Origin of the sequence: Mycobacterium gordonae, from assembly GCF_017086405.1 — a bacterium.
Taxonomy (GTDB): domain Bacteria; phylum Actinomycetota; class Actinomycetes; order Mycobacteriales; family Mycobacteriaceae; genus Mycobacterium; species Mycobacterium gordonae_D.
In genome coordinates this window covers 7,035,527-7,051,925 of the sequence record NZ_CP070973.1, presented here as the reverse complement: position 1 = coordinate 7,051,925, position 16,399 = coordinate 7,035,527, and the positions used below count along the sequence as shown (strand labels likewise).

The window sequence follows — 16,399 nt, the reverse complement described above, 5'->3', positions numbered from 1 at the left end:
TCTCACTCTCTCATGTTGAGGTGTGCATGAACCGCGGCGATCGCCTCGGCCATGTCCGTGCCGTTGATCTCCTGTAGACGGTCCACGTCGAGAGCCTCGATGTCGAGACCCTGAGCCAAACGCATATCGCGGCTCTGCTCGGCGGCTTCGACCAATTGCCGCGCGTAGCGGCCGTTCCCGGCGATGTCCAGGGCCGGGCGGCCGCGCAGCGTCCGGTCGTGCAGTGTCTTCGCCGCGCCCAGCAGTTCGTCGGAGGCCTGCGGGCTCAGCGTCGAATCATTGGCAGCGGCAATGACTCTGGCGATCTCGAGAATTTCTTCGGGGCTGTAGGTGTCGAACTCGATACGGGTGGCGAAGCGGGAGCGCAGACCCTCGTTGGTCTCCAGCAGCCGGTCGATGTCGTTGCTGTAGCCGGCGATGATCACCACCAACCGGTCACGGTCGTTCTCCATCCGGGCCAGCAGGGTGTCCATCGCCTCCTGCCCGAACGGGTCGGTGCGCCCATCCCGTTCTTGGACCAGCGCATAGGCCTCGTCGATGAACAGCACACCGCCCAGCGCGGCATCGATCGTCTTGGCGGTCTTGACCGCGGACTGCCCCTCGTACTCGGCGACGAAATCCTTGCGGGACGTCTCGACGAGTTTCGGTTCGGCGATGACGCCCAGCCCGGCCAGGATGTTGGCCACCACGCGGGCGATCGTCGTCTTCCCGGTGCCGGGGGGGCCGGTGAAAATCATGTGCTTACTGGGCTGGGCGACCTTCATGCCCTTGGCGGCGCGAACCCGTGCCATCAGCGTGGCCGCCCGGTAGCGCTCGATCTGCGTCTTGACCCGGCTGAGCCCGATCTGGCGTTGCAGCTCGGCCTGGGCTTCCTCCAGCAGCCGGTCGCGCGCGGAGTTGTCGGTCACCACACTGCCCGGATCCCACGGATCCGACCGGGAGGTAATCTGCTCAGCCGTCGTCGTCTTCAACCGGTACGACGGGTCCTTCAGCGCCGCAGACACTTTCGGCTCCGGATGGGTGGTCTGCAACCATTCCAGCAGCGCGACGGCGGCATCCTCGTTGCCCTGGCTGCGCCGCGCCATCGCCAGGAACCAGGCGATGGCCCTTGCGCAGGCCTCGCCGGCCGGTGAGTCGTTGGCTTCGGTGAGTCGGCGTTCGGCTTCGGTGAACAGCCCGAGGTTGGCGGCGGCGACGCCGTGTGCGACGCCGGCGGCACCGGTGAGGAACTTGTCCGGCCATTTCCCGGCGCCCTTGACCTCGTCGATCACGTCGGTCCACCGTTCCGCGGCGCCGTAGATGACCGCCTTGAGCCAGGAGACCAGATGCTCGGAGCCCGACACCGCGCTGGCGTCCATGGCTTCCAGCGCGTCGGCGTAGTTGCCCTGCGCGGCTTCCGACGACGCGAAGCCCATGGTGACTGCCAGCGGGGAGGTGATCGGGTAGGTGATGTCGCCGTAGATCCCACCGATGGGGACCCGCGCGTTCAGGGTGCTCATCGAGATCTGGGCGGCACCGGAAAGTTGCCCGAAGTTGCGGCGCGAGTACCAGGCGCGGAACAGCGTCACCCGGTCGGTGTCCCCGCACCGGATCCGCCCCACCCAGGCGTCGCAGGCCGTCTCGTCGTAATTGGTGATCTCGGTGAATAGGTCGAGTGAGCGTGCCTCCGACAACGGCAGCATGCCGACGGCACTGTCGAACAGACCGGCCAGGCGATCAGTCATTTATCACCGTTGTAGCGGGCCGTGTAGTCCACCTCGTACCGGGTTGCGAACACCTCGGCCTCGCGTGCGGCCGCCTCTTCAGGTGTCGGCAGGTGCAGGGTGCTCTCGACGAACTCGTGCAGCAGCGCGCTCTGCTGGGGGTTGTCGCCGGCGATCTCACTCATGCTCTCGACCATGAAGGTGTGCTGAGCGGCCCGCGCTTTCTGCCGGGCCAGGTCGGCGATGACGAAGATCTCCTCCGCGAGCGCCGGCTCGGACATGCTGGACGCCTTGTCGGTGATGGTGATGTTCTGAACCCTGCCGTCCATCAGCGCTGTCACCGAGACCGACCCCTGTGGGTTGGTCACTGTGAACAAGGCCAACTCTTCTTCCTCGTCCTGCTCGGTCAGCCCCTCCAGGGCATCGAGCTCGGTACCGCTGTCCTCGGCCTCGGCTGGTGGCGCATAGTCGCCCAGCGCGTCCAGAGACGACTCCTCGACGTCGGTGCCGCCGCCGGAGAAGTCCAGCGCGCTGAGATCGTCGCTGTCGTAGTCGTTCCCGGGCAGTTCCACTGTCGGGTCCCTTTCTCGTATCGGAAGTAGGCAGCCTCTCAGGCGGAGGCTTGGGCGTGATCCAACCAGGAGCCGGCAGGTAGCAGCTCCAGCAAGCTGTCCAGGGCACGTTGCAGATTCTGCGGGGTGCCGGAAAGGAAGCTGCCGTACAACTCGCCGCCGACGCGACGGGGCAGCGAGACGAGTCGGCCGTGCTTGGAGTCGAGAACGCCTGCGGCAGCAGAGGTGTGGGTGGTGGTACCGCCGGGGTGGCGCTGGGTCGCGATGATCTCGACCCAGCCGGTGGGGTCGCTGACGATCTCGGTATAGATGCGCGCCTGGGTGGCCGAAATGCCGTGCCGCATGAGCTGCGCCGCCGTCGTGCATTCGGCCAGTTCGCTGGCGACGCCGGTCAGCGGTTCGACGCTCGCCGGGTCGGCCGATCCCAGCACGGTGTTCACCATTCCGGCGAGTCCGATCTGCGGCGCCACCATTTGCAGCACCAGCATGTCCTCGTCGCGCGCCGCGACTACATGGGTATCGTCCTTGCGGCACACCACAAATCGCACCATCAGACCGCCGGCGTCACCACCTCGGTCGCGGCGCCACCACCGGCATTCCAAGGTCCGGTCCGCCCGGCTGACCGTTTCGACCATCTTGGCGACCCCGGGGTGGGGCTGCCCGTTGTGGTCCAGGACGCCCTGTGCGGTGAGGTCGCGCTGGACTTGCTCCCAAACGATGTCCCGCAGGTCCTCTTGCGGAATATTGGGCCGGATCCCAAGGGCTACGGGGAAATCCACCAGGTGCAACCGGTCGGCGATGACCAGCATGCCGTCGATGGTCACCTCGACGCCGACCACGTCGTCGACCGGGCCCGCGAAGCCCGCGCGACCGGGAGCGAGCGGACCGGTCATGATCAGCCGAAGATCTTGTCGATGATGCCGCCGAGCCCCTGGTCGGAATTGAGGTACGCGGTGGCGGCCTGGACCAGGTTGGTGGCCAGGCCATTGCTGACGCCCTGCACGCCTTTGCCCGTGCTGTTGCGGTTGGTCTCCACGTCGCGAAGCGCATTGTTGAACTTCGACGTGAACGAACCGTGGGTCATCGAGACTTTGCCGCTGATCCCGTTGACCGTGTTGGTCGCGGTTCCGAATTGGCCGGCTATTTCGGTCTGCATGCCTGACAGCACCTTCAGGAACGAAGGTACGACTTCCAGAATTCCGGACATGGGGTAGACCCTCCTCTACGTCTAACTTTTTACTCGCTACGGCTTTGGCTGGCTATGGGTTTGGCCGTTTAGTGGCCGACTGTTTGCAATCAGAGGACGGTGCCCTGCTGGCCCTGCTGGCCGCCGGCTCCCGCTTGAACTGGCGCGCGCTCCCCGTTGGAGCCGGCCGCGGCGCCCTGTTGGTCGGACTGGTCGTCCTTCTGACCCACCTGCTGTACCTGCGAGGACACCATCTGGACCTGTTGGCCGGCCATGCTGCCCAGCTGTCCCGGACCGCCGCCCGCCGCCAAGAGCTGCTGCAACTGGCCCATCGTCGACGTGATCTCTCCGACCCCCGGCAATTGGGCGAAGCTGAGCAGGTTGCTGAAACTCAACGCCGGCATCCCGGCGAAGCCTCCCAAAAAGTCCGGGAGAGCGGCCAATTCGACCCAGGTGGGCAGCTTGCCCAGGTTGCCGACGCCGGGGAACAGGTCGCCGAGGCCCGGCAGGCCGGGGAACAGGTTGGGAATGCTGGGCATCCCCGGCAACGCAGGGAAACCGGGGATGAGTCCGCCGCCGCCACCGAAGCCGGGGAAGCCCGGGATGAGTCCGCCGCCGCCACCGAAGCCGGGGAAGCCCGGGATGAGTCCGCCGCCGCCACCGAAGCCGGGGAAGCCCGGAATGAGTCCGCCGCCGCCACCGAAGTCGGGGAAGCCCGGGAGGAGTCCGCCGAAGTCCGGCAGACCCGGGATGGTCGGCCACTGGAAGTCAGGCAGGCCCGGGATCGGCAGGTTGAAGTCCGGAATGCCGGGGGTGGGGGGCCAGGTGAACTCGGGCAGGCCCGGGATGCTGGGGAAGCCGGGGATCGGGATGTCCGGCAGCTTCGGCGGCCAGATGGTGTCGATGATCCCGTCGATGATCCCGGGGATCAGACCCGCGAGGGCCGGGAGGTTGGTCAGGATGTCGAGCAGTCGTCCGCCCAGTCCGATCATGCTGGCCGCGTTCATCGCGGTCATGATCGTCAGGTAGAGCAGCGCGCCGCCGGTGACGGCCATCGCGAGCGCGCAGGCCGGGATCGCGATGGCGATCGACAGGGCATCGCCGATCAGCCAGACCTTCTCCAGCTTCTTGCAGGCCTTGTAGCAGCCGTCGACCATGTTCTTCATGGCGCGCAGCACGCTGCGGGTGTCCTCAACGTGCTCGGCCTGGTTGGAGATCAGGTTGCCGGTCAGATTGTCGATGTCACCCATCAACTTGGCGCGGAGTTGCTGGGCGGTGTTCTGGTTCAAATAGGCATCCGCGGCCTGGCCGATCCAGTTGGTGCCCGGAATTGCCAGGCCGATCTTGTCGGCGACGCCTTTGAACAAGGATGAGCCGGCATTGAAAATGTCGCCCGGGTCGGGAATTCCTTCACCCAGCAGAAACAGCTGTGCGTAGATGAAGTTGCTCGTGGTCTTGCACATCGCGCTACCCGACATTTTCGTGATTCCTTACGTTGGCTTGTTGGTGTGCACGGTCAGTTGTTTATGCACCTTCGCACCGTATGTCGAGCTTAACAGCGCTCCGGCGGGGCTAGATGCACGAATTTTCGGGCGCGCCTGGCCTTTTCGGGCGCACGGCACGGGCAACTTCATAGCGGAATGGCCGGGCGGCGCAAGCCTTCCCCGGACGTTCAGACCCGAGCGCGCCAGCGTGTGATGCCGCCCGGGTTCCATGTCAATTGATCTGACTTATCAGTGCTTCGATCGCCGCGGCAGTTTCGGCCGGCAAGACTTCTTCGGCCTCCGCCTTGACGATCATTTCTTCGCTGACGCCAGCCGCTTGTGCGGTTTCCAGCGTGGAGAGATTCGCGCGGCGGCGCGCGGCATATAACCGTTGTGCCAGGGTCGCACCGGGTGCGGTGGCGCCCAAGGTCATCAATTGGTCGTGGTATCGCCGCACGGAACCCATTGCCTTGATGAGTTCCGGGGTGATTCGACTGATCCGCGTCGCCTGAACGGCGATCGCCTCGAGCTGGCGCAGGTCGGCCAGGATCGGTGCCGCCCGTTCGGTGAACTCCGGATCCTCCGGGGAGGGCAACGCGGCGATGGCCAGGCTGCAGGTGTCGACGGCGGCGGCTACGGCCTGGGCGATCAGCGAGGCCGGACCGTCGGCGGCCGAGGGTGCCTCGGCGACAGGCTCGACAGCCGGCGCCGGCGCCGACTGCTGATTGGCGGCGGCGTCGCCCTCGCGAATCCGGGCGATCGTGCCAGCGGGCCACTGCAGCACTTCCTCGAGCTTGGCGCGGGTCCGTTCCCGTGGCCAACTGCGGCCCTTCTCGAAGGAGATGAGCGCTCCGGCGTTGATGATGCCGTCGGCGGCCAGGCTGCGCTGGCTGATGTCGAGTTCCCGGCGGCGTGCCGCGGCGGCCGCGCCAGCGCGGACCACCCCGGGGTCGGCGTCAGCGGGCAGGTCGTCCGGACGGGGCTCTTCAGGCGCATTCGTCGGCCTGACGACTTCGAACGTCAACGCCTTGCCTCCAGGGGGATCGCCGAACGGGACGTCTTTCTTGTCGCTGACGGACGGGCTTCCACGCAGTCCGTCGACGAACATACCGCTCTCGCGCTCGCCGACGCGCTCGTCGGACAAGCGCCACTTTCCATCGTCGGGCACCGCCCGCAGGTTTGCCCCGGCGGCCCGCTGGTCATCGGGGCGCCTACCGGACCGGTGGCGGCGACCTATGTCCACGATGCTGTAGCCGGGGACGGTCCCACCGGCCGTCACGCCACTGAGTGCGGCCAGCGCAGCCGGCGTCACCGTCGATTCGGCGTTGGGCATCAGGGCGGAATCCTCGCTCATGGTGGTCGGGGCGGGCAGCGCGGAGGGCCATGAGGCACACCATTCGCTGACCAACATTCTAACCGTTGCACCCTTCTATTGCTATACCTTCGCTACGTTTTCCCCGCGGATGGCGGATGCGGCAAGCGCCGGCCCAAACCGGCCAACCGCTACGGTTAGTAGAGCGGCCAGCGCTTCCGCTGGGAGCATGTTGTCCAAAAGCTGTGGATGAAACCAGCTGATCAGCAGGCGATACACAGCCCATTGACAGGGTATAGACCCTGTTAATCGCAGGTTTGGTGGGTAGGCTCGCCGTTCGCGCTGCAAAGCTGTAGCACCCATTGTCAACCGCTGCAGAACGAACTGTTGCACTGCGATGGTTAGTGCGCTAGCCTTCTGGGCAGAGGGACAGAACGCGCAACGCTTTATGGAGGAATGCAGAGACATGACCGCAACAACTCTTTACGAGATCCCGCAGCTGGGCGTGTGCACGCAAGACCCCGACCGTTGGACGACGACCCCTGATGACGAGGCCAAGACGTTGTGCCGGGCCTGCCCGCGCCGCTGGCTGTGCGCCAAGGAAGCCGTGGAATCTCCTGGCGCTGAGGGCCTTTGGGCCGGTGTGGTCATTCCCGACTCGGGTCGCCCACGGGCGTTCGCCCTCGCTCAGCTGCGGTCTCTGGCCGAGCGCAACGGCTTCGCCGTGCGTGAGCGGGTGACTGCCCAGTCGGCGTGAGCCGCGAACCGCGTCGAACAGCGCGAGAAATCCTTCGATTTCTCGCGCTGTCTTGTGTTCGGCGCCTGCGTCGTTTCAATCCGATCGCAGCGCAGCGCAGCACGGCCGGCGCGCCCGACCGGGTCAAGCCGGCGTGTGGCCGCGCGGCCCTTCGGCACGGGAGGCGAAGTATCCGGTGATGGTCGCCGCTACCTGCAGAAACTTCAGCCGCGTCGCCGGTGCCATCTCGTGGGTGACGTCGATGACACCACCCGGTCGCAAGTGCGGATCGAACGGCACCTCGACGACCGGTTGCCCGTGGTCGATGAACTCACGAGCCAGTAGCGAGCGGGTTCGCTTGTCGGCGTGGCCGTCGGAATCGTTCAGGACGACGACGCTGCGTTGCAGCAGATTGCCGAGGTCGTGATCCGACAACCACTCGACCGTCTTGGCGGCGGCCGCGGCGCCGTCCGCCCACGGCGAGGAGACCACGATCAGAGCATCCAGATCACGCAGCACCTCGCGGGTGACCGCGGCGTCCATCGTCGATCCGCAGTCGATGACCGAGATCGCGAAATGCCGATCCAGCCGCAACGCGGCCTCGCGGTAGATCGCCGGATCGAGCACCCGGCGCGGACCAGACACGGGTTCGCCGCCCAGCACGTAGAGCCCGGTGGAGTTCCTGCCGATCCGAGAGGTCACGTCGGCAAAGGACTGCTGATTCTTGTCCGCGGTCAATTCCCAGAACGAACCGGTGGTCCGGGGATCGATCCTGCTGCTGAGTCGGCCGAACGCGGTGTCGGCGTCGATGGCCACGACGCGGTCCTGCTGACGCAGTTCGGCCAGGATCGAGCCCACGCTGGCGGCCACCGACGTCTTGCCTACGCCGCCCTTGCCGAGGACGCCGACCTTGTGGTTGCCACGCAGCGGAGTTCGGATCGTCGTCTCGAACTGCGCCGCGTCGCGTTGCGCCGCGGACGGGCCCGGCTTGACCAGGCCGAACGTCGCGGCCCGGACCATACGTCGCCAGCCGCGCTCGACGGGCCGGGCAGCGGCGGCCGGGCCGGCCGTCGCACCCGGCCAAGGGCCCGCCGGACCGGCGGGTCGCCGCGGCGGTGGACCGGATTGGTGCGGTGGTGACGGTTGCTGCGGCGCGTCCCGGTGCGGTGGTGGAGGTGCCACGGGCCGCATCGCGCGCTGCGGTGGTGGCGCGACCGGCGGGGCAGGAGTGGAGGGAGCCGGTGGGGCGGCCGCGGGGGGCGGGATCTTGGCGGCCGCCGGTGGGGGAGGCGTCTTGGGAGCCGCTGGCGGCGCTTGGGTCGCGGGCGGCGGGGGAGTGGTCTTGGGGGCCGGCGACGGCGGAGACTGCGATGGTTGGGGCGTCCGCTCGGCCGCGGGTGCGGGCGGCACCGGGTGCGAAACCGGTTGCTCAGGGCGCATTCGGTTGCGCAGAAATTCTGGGGGCTGGTTCATGGGCTCCTCGGGTGCACAGGCCTGTCGGCCAACGCCGGACGCTGACGTCTAGTATCGGTCACCGACTCGACCGCGCCAGCCGGGTCTGAAGCGCGCAAACTCAGCCGAGCCGTGGCCGTGGAGCCGGCGGCATGACATCCCGCGGCGCCGACGCCGGTTCCCTTGACTTTGCTGCCACGTCATATGACGCGCCGTGGTGCCGGTGTGACTGTCCGCCGTGATTCTTAGATTCACGGCAGATGCGGGTAGACGTCGCTTGCAGCAAACTCTACCGACCGGATCAGCGGCCACTGCCGCGCCATGCGATCCTCACCACAGTGCCGGACGATCTGCCGTGGTCGCAGGTCAGGTCGCAAGGCTGTCGATCGCTGGTAACAGCGAATTTACGGAGCTGCCAGCACAGAGGTTAGTATTGGTAAGTTGGCATGTCAGGCGGGTTTTGTCATATCGTTTTACGACTTGTCGAAATAGGTACGGGGCAACCGTTCAACGCTGCACGGACGAATCCCTGACCGGATTATCTCCGCTTGGCGGACAGCCAGTCGATGAGACCGAGGGGGTTCAGCCCCGCAACCTTCGGGTGCGGTCCCACGACCGGAGAACGTCGATTCGCAAAGCGGCCGTGCAGGAAGTCTGCTGAAGGGTTAGGTGGGAATGACGCCCAGGCGCGTCGGGCTGTATAACCCCGCATACGAACACGATTCATGCGGTGTGGCCATGGTCGTCGACATGCACGGCCGGCGAAGCCGCGACATTGTGGACAAGGCCATCACCGCGCTGCTCAACCTCGAGCACCGCGGTGCCGCTGGCGCCGAGCCGCGCAGTGGCGACGGCGCGGGCATCCTGATTCAGGTCCCGGACGCTTTCCTGCGTGAGGTCGTGGATTTCGACCTGCCCGAAGCGGGTAGCTACGCCACCGGCATCGCGTTCCTGCCGCAGTCGTCCAAGGACGCCGCCGCAGCGTGTGCCGCCGTCGAGAAGATCGCCGAATCCGAAGGCCTGCAGGTGCTCGGCTGGCGCAACGTTCCCACCGACGACTCTTCGCTGGGCGCGCTGTCGCGTGACGCGATGCCCACCTTCCGTCAGGTCTTCATGGCCGGCGCCTCCGGAATGGCGCTGGAACGCCGCGCGTATGTGGTCCGCAAGCGGGCCGAGCACGAACTCGGTACCAAGGGCCCGGGGCAGGACGGACCCGGCCGCGAGACCGTGTACTTCCCGAGCCTGTCCGGGCAGACGTTCGTCTACAAGGGCATGCTCACCACCCCGCAGCTCAAGGCCTTCTACCTCGACCTGCAGGACAACCGGATAACCAGCGCGCTGGGCATCGTGCACTCCCGGTTCTCGACGAACACCTTCCCGTCCTGGCCGCTGGCGCACCCCTTCCGCCGCGTCGCGCACAACGGTGAGATCAACACCGTCACCGGGAACGAGAACTGGATGCGCGCCCGCGAGGCGCTGATCAAGACCGATATCTTCGGATCGCACGAGGACGTCGAGAAGCTGTACCCGATCTGTACCCCTGGGGCCTCCGACACCGCGCGCTTCGACGAGGTGGTCGAGTTGCTGCACCTGGGCGGTCGCAGTCTGGCCCACGCGGTGCTGATGATGATCCCCGAGGCGTGGGAACGCCATGAGTCGATGGACCCGGCGCGGCGGGCGTTCTACGAGTACCACGCGTCTTTGATGGAGCCCTGGGACGGCCCGGCGTCCATCACGTTCACCGACGGCACCATCGTGGGAGCTGTGCTGGACCGCAACGGCCTGCGGCCCTCCCGGATCTGGGTGACAGAAGACGGCTTGGTTGTGATGGCCTCGGAGGCCGGCGTGCTGGACCTGGACCCGTCCACCGTGGTCAAGCGGATGCGGCTGCAGCCCGGCCGGATGTTCCTGGTGGACACCACCCAGGGCCGCATCGTCGCCGACGAGGAGATCAAGGCCGAACTGGCCGCCGAGCACCCGTACCAGGAGTGGCTCGACAACGGGTTGGTTCCGTTGGACAAGCTGCCCGCCAACAAGTACGTCCGGATGCCGCATCACCGGCTGGTCGTGCGGCAACAGACATTCGGTTACACCTACGAGGAACTCAACCTGCTGGTGGCTCCGATGGCCCGCACCGGCGCGGAGCCGCTCGGGTCGATGGGCACCGACACGCCGATCGCAGTGCTGTCCAAGCGTCCCCGGATGCTTTTCGACTACTTCCACCAGCTGTTTGCCCAGGTGACCAATCCGCCACTGGACGCCATCCGTGAAGAGGTGGTCACCAGCTTGCAGGGCACTACCGGCGGGGAGCGCGACCTGCTCAACCCGGATGAGTACTCCTGTCACCAGATCTCGCTGCCCCAGCCGATCCTGCGCAACTTCGAGCTGGCCAAGCTGATCAACCTCAATCCCGAGGACGAGGTCAACGGACGGCCACATGGCATGCGGTCCAAGGTGATTCACTGCCTGTACCCGGTCGCCGAGGGCGGCGCCGGGCTGGCGGCCGCGCTGGATGACGTGCGAGCGCAAGCGTCGGCGGCGATCGCCGACGGGGCGCGGCTGATCATCCTGTCCGACCGCAACTCCGACCAGACGATGGCGCCCATTCCGTCGCTGCTGGCGGTCTCGGGTGTGCACCACCACCTGGTTCGCGATCGCACGCGTACTCACGTGGGCCTGGTGGTCGAGTCGGGCGATGCCCGCGAGGTGCACCACATGGCCTTGCTGATCGGGTGCGGCGCGGCCGCGATCAACCCCTACCTGGCGTTCGAGTCGATCGAGGACATGCTCGACCGCAATGTCTTGGATGTCGGGGACGGCATCGAACGCAGCAAGGCGCTGAACAACTACGTCAAGGCCGCGGGTAAGGGTGTGCTGAAGGTGATGTCCAAGATGGGCATCTCGACGCTGGCCTCCTACACCGGCGCGCAGCTTTTCCAGGCCGTCGGTATCTCCGAAGACGTGCTGGACGAGTACTTCACCGGGTTGGCTTGTCCCACTGGCGGTATCACCCTGGATGACATTGCGGCCGACGTCGCGGCGCGGCACGCCCTCGCTTATCTGGACCGGCCGGACGAGCGGGCGCACCGCGAGCTCGAGGTGGGTGGGGAGTACCAGTGGCGCCGCGAGGGCGAGTACCACCTGTTCAACCCGGAGACCGTCTTCAAGCTGCAGCACTCCACCCGCACCGGTCAGTACAAGATCTTCAAGGAGTACACCCAGCTGGTCGATGACCAGAGCGAGCGAATGGCCTCCCTGCGCGGGTTGCTCAAATTCCGTGCCGGCCTGCGGCCGCCGGTGCCGATCGAGGAGGTCGAGCCGGCCAGCGAGATCGTCAAGCGCTTCTCCACCGGAGCGATGAGCTACGGCTCCATCTCTGCCGAAGCACACGAGACGCTGGCCATCGCGATGAACCGGTTGGGTGCCCGATCAAACAGCGGTGAGGGCGGCGAAGACGTCAAGCGGTTCGACGCCGACCCGAACGGCGACTGGCGGCGCAGCGCGATCAAGCAGGTGGCCTCGGGTCGCTTCGGTGTCACGTCGCACTACCTGACCAACTGCACGGACATCCAGATCAAGATGGCCCAGGGCGCCAAACCTGGTGAAGGCGGCCAGCTTCCGGGTCACAAGGTGTATCCGTGGGTGGCCTCGGTGCGGCATTCCACACCTGGCGTCGGGTTGATCTCACCGCCGCCGCACCACGACATCTACTCGATCGAGGATCTCGCGCAGCTGATCCACGATCTGAAGAATGCCAACCCATCCGCGCGCGTGCACGTCAAGCTGGTGTCCGAGAACGGGGTCGGGACGGTGGCCGCCGGTGTGTCCAAGGCGCACGCCGACGTGGTGCTCATCTCCGGTCACGACGGCGGCACCGGCGCGACGCCGCTGACGTCGATGAAGCACGCGGGCGCGCCCTGGGAGCTGGGGCTGGCCGAGACGCAGCAGACCTTGTTGCTCAACGGTTTACGTGACCGCATTGTCGTCCAGGTGGACGGCCAGCTCAAGACCGGCCGTGACGTCATGATCGCGACGCTGCTCGGTGCCGAGGAATTCGGTTTCGCCACCGCGCCGTTGGTGGTGGCCGGCTGCATCATGATGCGGGTTTGTCACCTGGACACCTGCCCCGTCGGGGTGGCCACCCAGAACCCGCTGCTGCGGGAACGGTTCGCCGGTAAGCCGGAATTCGTCGAGAACTTCTTCATGTTCATCGCCGAAGAAATGCGAGAGTACATGGCGCAGTTGGGCTTCCGCACCGTCAACGAGGCGGTCGGGCAGGCTGGCGCGCTGGACACCACGCTGGCGCGCGCACACTGGAAAGCGCATCGCCTGGACCTGGCTCCGGTGCTGCACGAACCGGAGTCGGCGTTCATGAACCAGGATCTGTACTGCAGTTCGCGGCAGGATCACGGCTTGGACAAGGCGCTCGACCAGCAGTTGATCGTGATGAGCCGCGAGGCGCTGGATTCCCAGAAGCCGGTGCGGTTCTCGACCACGATCAGCAACGTCAACCGCACCGTCGGCACCATGCTCGGCCATGAGGTGACGAAGGCTTATGGCGGACAGGGGTTGCCGGACGGCACCATCGACATCACGTTCGAGGGATCGGCGGGCAACAGCTTCGGCGCCTTCGTGCCCCAAGGCATCACCCTGCGTATCTACGGCGACGCCAACGACTATGTGGGCAAGGGCCTGTCCGGCGGCCGGATCGTGGTGCGGCCCTCCGACAATGCGCCGGAAGGCTATGTCGCCGAGGACAACATCATCGGCGGCAACGTCATTCTGTTCGGCGCCACCAGCGGCGAGGTCTACCTGCGTGGCGTGGTCGGCGAGCGGTTCGCGGTGCGCAACTCCGGAGCACACGCGGTGGTCGAGGGTGTGGGTGACCATGGGTGTGAATACATGACCGGTGGCCGGGTGGTCATCCTGGGCAGCACGGGGCGCAACTTCGCCGCGGGCATGTCCGGTGGTGTGGCCTACGTCTATGACCCCGACGAGCAACTGCCCAACAACCTCAACATCGAGATGGTGGACGCCGAGGCACTGGACTCCGACGACGCGGAGTTCCTGCACGGCATCGTCACGGCACACGTCGACGCCACCGATTCTGCTGTCGGCAAACGTATTCTGGCCGATTGGCGTAACCAGCAGCGGCACTTCGTGAAGGTGATGCCGCGTGACTACAAGAAGGTGCTGCAGGCGATCGCTGACGCCGAACGCGATGGCACCGATGTCGATAAGGCGATTATGGCGGCGGCACATGGCTGATCCAACTGGCTTTCTGAAGTACACCCACCGGGAGTTGCCGCAACGGCGGCCTGTTCCCTTGCGGCTCAAGGATTGGAAAGAGGTCTACGAAGACTTCGACACCGAGACCCTGCGCGAGCAGGCGACCCGCTGCATGGACTGCGGTATCCCCTTCTGCCACAACGGCTGTCCGCTGGGCAACCTGATTCCGGAATGGAATGACCTGGTGCGCCGGGGCCGTTTCCGTGAAGCGATCGAGCGGCTGCACGCGACCAACAACTTTCCCGACTTCACCGGCCGGCTGTGTCCGGCACCGTGTGAGCCGGCCTGCGTACTGGGGATCAACCAGGATCCGGTGACGATCAAGCAGATCGAGCTCGAGATCATCGACAAAGCATTCGACGAAGGGTGGGTGGAACCCGTACTGCCGCACTGCGACACCGGAAAGACGGTGGCCGTGGTGGGCTCGGGCCCGGCCGGTCTGGCCGCGGCGCAACAACTTACGCGTGCCGGACACCAGGTCACGGTCTTCGAGCGAGAGGACCGGATTGGCGGACTGCTGCGGTACGGCATCCCGGAGTTCAAGATGGAAAAGCGGGTGCTGGACCGCCGGCTGGCGCAGATGACCGCCGAGGGCACCCAGTTCCGAGCCGGTGTGAACGTCGGCGAGGACATCACCGCCGAGCAGTTGCTGGCCGACTTCGACGCCATCGTGCTGGCCGGGGGTGCCACCGCGTGGCGCGAGCTGCCGATTCCGGGTCGCGATCTCGACGGCATCCACCAGGCGATGGAGTACCTGCCCTGGGGCAACCGGGTCCAGGAAGGTGACGACGTGGTGGGGCAGGACGGCGAGCCGCCGATCACCGCCAAAGGCAAAAAGGTCGTGATCATCGGCGGTGGTGACACCGGAGCGGACTGCCTGGGCACCGCGCACCGTCAGGGCGCGGCCCGCATCCACCAGTTCGAGATCATGCCCCGGCCGCCGGAGACCCGCGCCGCGTCCACCCCGTGGCCGACCTACCCGCTGATGTACCGCATTGCCTCGGCGCACGAGGAGGGCGGTGAGCGGGTGTTCTCGGTCAACACCGAGGAGTTCCTCGGCGAGGACGGGCGAGTGACGGCGCTGAAGGTCCACGAAGTGACGATGCAGGACGGGAAGTTCGTCAAGGTCGAGGGCACCGACTTCGAGTTGGAGGCCGACCTGGTGTTGCTGGCGATGGGATTCGTCGGGCCGGAGAAGCCCGGCTTGCTCACCGAGCTGGGGGTGAAATTCACCGAGCGCGGAAACGTGGCACGGGGCGATGACTACGAGACCTCCGTTCCCGGCGTGTTCGTCGCCGGCGACATGGGGCGTGGCCAGTCGCTGATCGTCTGGGCGATTGCCGAAGGCCGCTCCGCGGCCGCGGCGGTGGACCGCCACCTGATGGGTGCCAGCGCCCTGCCGGCGCCGATCAAGCCCACCGCGGCGCCGCTGACGTAACCACACCAGTCACATCTGAAACATTTGATAAACCTTCGGCGCGCCGCCGAAGGTTTGCCAGAGCGGGGGTGTCTAATAACTTCCTGTGGGCTCCGTCACACAGAGGCACGCTCGGGCCGCCTAGGAGCCACGGTTGCGTTAGTTCGATCGCAGGAGTGATCACCGTGCACATGAACCCAGTTCCCCGGTCAAGGATGGGGCGAATCGCCTGGTCTCTGGTCCGTCACCCGGTGAAGAGCCGCGAGTTCCCGGCGCGGAACGAGCGTCTGGTGACGGCCGAAGAGATGTTGCGATTCGCCATTTGACCCTGGCGGGTCAGCGTAGGCCGCCCCTCGCCGTAATCCGCAGTTTGTTTGCTCAGCTAGCTCAGCAGGCCCGAGTCCCGGATCGCCTCGGCCAACGGCTCCAACACGGCAGGGTCATGTGGCGGGGCGATGTAGACGATTCCCAAGTCGAGGCCCTCGGCCCCCAGCGCCGCCGCGTTGTCGATGACTTGCCCGTAGCCGCGATCGGGTCCAAGCCCCAAGTGGGCCGACAAAGTGATTTCCTTCGGGTCGCGCCCGATGTCGTGGCAGCGGGCGGCCAGCACGTCGCGCTTGCGCGCGAACTCCTCCGGTGTGCCCCCGGCGAAGTTCCAGTGTTGCGCGTAGCGCGCGGTTAGCGGCAGAGTCCGTTTCTCGCCACTACCGCCGATGGCGATCGGCGGATGCGGCCGCTGCGGGCCCTTGGGCTCATTGCGGGCGTCCCTGAGTTGGTAGTACTTGCCCTCGAAGGTAGTGGTCTCGTCGCTGAGCAGGCCGACCAGCACCTGGCAGGCTTCCTCGAACCGGTCGAATCGTTCCCTGATGCTGCCCAGCTCGATGCCGTAGGCGCCGGATTCCTCTTCGTTCCAACCGGCGCCGATGCCGAGTTCGAGGCGCCCGTTGGAGACGACGTCGAGCGTGGCCGCCATGTTCGCCAGGACCGCGGGGTGGCGGTAGTGGATGCCGGTGACCAGAGTGCCGAGCCGCAGCCGCTTGGTGGCCTGCGCCAGGGCCGCAAGCGTCGTCCAGCCCTCCAGGCAGGGTCCGGTCGAGTCGGAGAAGATCGGATAGAAGTGGTCGAAGGTCCAGCCGGATTCGAAGAGGTCGATGTCGTCGGCGGCCTGCCAAACGGCCAGCATGTCGGCCCAGGTGGTGTTCTGAGGTGAGGTCTTGAATGCAAAGCGCATGAACTCGACACTAGACT

The 16,399-nt window shown here is 66.3% G+C and carries 12 protein-coding genes; 4 read left to right on the top strand and 8 right to left on the bottom strand.

Features of this window, described 5'->3' with window-relative positions:
- Positions 1–2: 2 nt before the first annotated feature.
- The 6 genes from eccA to JX552_RS30450 form a co-directional block, all read right to left on the bottom strand.
- A complete protein-coding gene (gene eccA, locus JX552_RS30475; RefSeq protein ID WP_205875490.1) occupies positions 3–1,724 on the bottom strand; it encodes a type VII secretion AAA-ATPase EccA in 1,722 nt (573 codons plus the stop codon).
- Positions 1,721–2,275: a DUF2694 domain-containing protein gene (locus JX552_RS30470; protein ID WP_205875489.1), complete on the bottom strand. Its 555-nt coding sequence runs from the start codon at positions 2,273–2,275 to the stop codon at positions 1,721–1,723. Before JX552_RS30470 ends, eccA begins: the two co-directional genes overlap by 4 nt.
- A gap of 38 nt (positions 2,276–2,313) precedes the next feature.
- On the bottom strand, positions 2,314–3,168 hold the full coding sequence (locus tag JX552_RS30465; protein ID WP_205875488.1) for an ESX secretion-associated protein EspG: 855 nt from the start codon (positions 3,166–3,168) through the stop codon (positions 2,314–2,316).
- 2 nt (positions 3,169–3,170) lie between these two features.
- A complete protein-coding gene (locus JX552_RS30460; protein ID WP_205875487.1) occupies positions 3,171–3,482 on the bottom strand; it encodes an ESX-1 secretion-associated protein in 312 nt (103 codons plus the stop codon).
- A gap of 89 nt (positions 3,483–3,571) precedes the next feature.
- Positions 3,572–4,939 (bottom strand): EspA/EspE family type VII secretion system effector, encoded by a 1,368-nt coding sequence (locus JX552_RS30455; RefSeq protein ID WP_205875486.1) that lies wholly within the window; start codon positions 4,937–4,939, stop codon positions 3,572–3,574.
- Between the two features lie 238 nt (positions 4,940–5,177).
- Positions 5,178–6,278: an FHA domain-containing protein gene (locus tag JX552_RS30450; RefSeq protein ID WP_205878768.1), complete on the bottom strand. Its 1,101-nt coding sequence runs from the start codon at positions 6,276–6,278 to the stop codon at positions 5,178–5,180.
- Positions 6,279–6,723: 445 nt separating this feature from the next.
- Between JX552_RS30450 and JX552_RS30445 the strand changes: the two genes are divergently transcribed.
- Entirely contained in the window at positions 6,724–7,014 is a 291-nt protein-coding gene (locus JX552_RS30445) for a WhiB family transcriptional regulator (protein WP_205875485.1), read from the top strand.
- Between the two features lie 123 nt (positions 7,015–7,137).
- Here the strand turns inward: JX552_RS30445 and JX552_RS30440 are convergent, their stop codons facing one another.
- Positions 7,138–8,184, bottom strand: a complete 1,047-nt coding sequence (locus JX552_RS30440) for a MinD/ParA family ATP-binding protein (protein WP_205875484.1) — start codon at positions 8,182–8,184, stop codon at positions 7,138–7,140.
- A 37-nt stretch (positions 8,185–8,221) separates the two neighbouring features.
- On the opposite strand from JX552_RS30440, the gene JX552_RS30435 reads away from it, so the two are divergent.
- The 3 genes from JX552_RS30435 to JX552_RS30425 all read left to right on the top strand — a co-directional run bounded on the left by JX552_RS30435 (position 8,222) and on the right by JX552_RS30425 (position 15,172).
- Entirely contained in the window at positions 8,222–8,518 is a 297-nt protein-coding gene (locus tag JX552_RS30435; protein WP_205875483.1) for a hypothetical protein, read from the top strand.
- A gap of 602 nt (positions 8,519–9,120) precedes the next feature.
- Positions 9,121–13,713, top strand: a complete 4,593-nt coding sequence (gltB, locus tag JX552_RS30430; protein ID WP_205875482.1) for a glutamate synthase large subunit — start codon at positions 9,121–9,123, stop codon at positions 13,711–13,713.
- Positions 13,706–15,172 (top strand): glutamate synthase subunit beta, encoded by a 1,467-nt coding sequence (locus JX552_RS30425; protein ID WP_205875481.1) that lies wholly within the window; start codon positions 13,706–13,708, stop codon positions 15,170–15,172. The genes gltB and JX552_RS30425 overlap by 8 nt, the downstream gene beginning before the upstream one ends.
- A gap of 361 nt (positions 15,173–15,533) precedes the next feature.
- Here the strand turns inward: JX552_RS30425 and JX552_RS30420 are convergent, their stop codons facing one another.
- Positions 15,534–16,382 carry an LLM class F420-dependent oxidoreductase gene (locus JX552_RS30420; protein ID WP_205875480.1) on the bottom strand — a complete coding sequence of 283 codons (849 nt, stop codon included), beginning with the start codon at positions 16,380–16,382 and terminating at the stop codon, positions 15,534–15,536.
- Positions 16,383–16,399 lie beyond the last annotated feature (17 nt).

What these genes read in the sequence shown, in the direction of transcription:
- eccA (WP_205875490.1), bottom strand. Translation starts at nt 1,724, where the DNA reads ATGACTGATCGCCTGGCCGGTCTGTTCGACAGTGCCGTCGGCATGCTG.
- JX552_RS30465 (WP_205875488.1), bottom strand. Translation starts at nt 3,168, where the DNA reads ATGACCGGTCCGCTCGCTCCCGGTCGCGCGGGCTTCGCGGGCCCGGTC.
- JX552_RS30460 (WP_205875487.1), bottom strand. Translation starts at nt 3,482, where the DNA reads ATGTCCGGAATTCTGGAAGTCGTACCTTCGTTCCTGAAGGTGCTGTCA.
- JX552_RS30455 (WP_205875486.1), bottom strand. Translation starts at nt 4,939, where the DNA reads ATGTCGGGTAGCGCGATGTGCAAGACCACGAGCAACTTCATCTACGCA.
- JX552_RS30450 (WP_205878768.1), bottom strand. Translation starts at nt 6,278, where the DNA reads ATGCCCAACGCCGAATCGACGGTGACGCCGGCTGCGCTGGCCGCACTC.
- JX552_RS30445 (WP_205875485.1), top strand. Translation starts at nt 6,724, where the DNA reads ATGACCGCAACAACTCTTTACGAGATCCCGCAGCTGGGCGTGTGCACG.
- JX552_RS30440 (WP_205875484.1), bottom strand. Translation starts at nt 8,184, where the DNA reads ATGCGGCCCGTGGCACCTCCACCACCGCACCGGGACGCGCCGCAGCAA.
- gltB (WP_205875482.1), top strand. Translation starts at nt 9,121, where the DNA reads ATGACGCCCAGGCGCGTCGGGCTGTATAACCCCGCATACGAACACGAT.
- JX552_RS30425 (WP_205875481.1), top strand. Translation starts at nt 13,706, where the DNA reads ATGGCTGATCCAACTGGCTTTCTGAAGTACACCCACCGGGAGTTGCCG.
- JX552_RS30420 (WP_205875480.1), bottom strand. Translation starts at nt 16,382, where the DNA reads ATGCGCTTTGCATTCAAGACCTCACCTCAGAACACCACCTGGGCCGAC.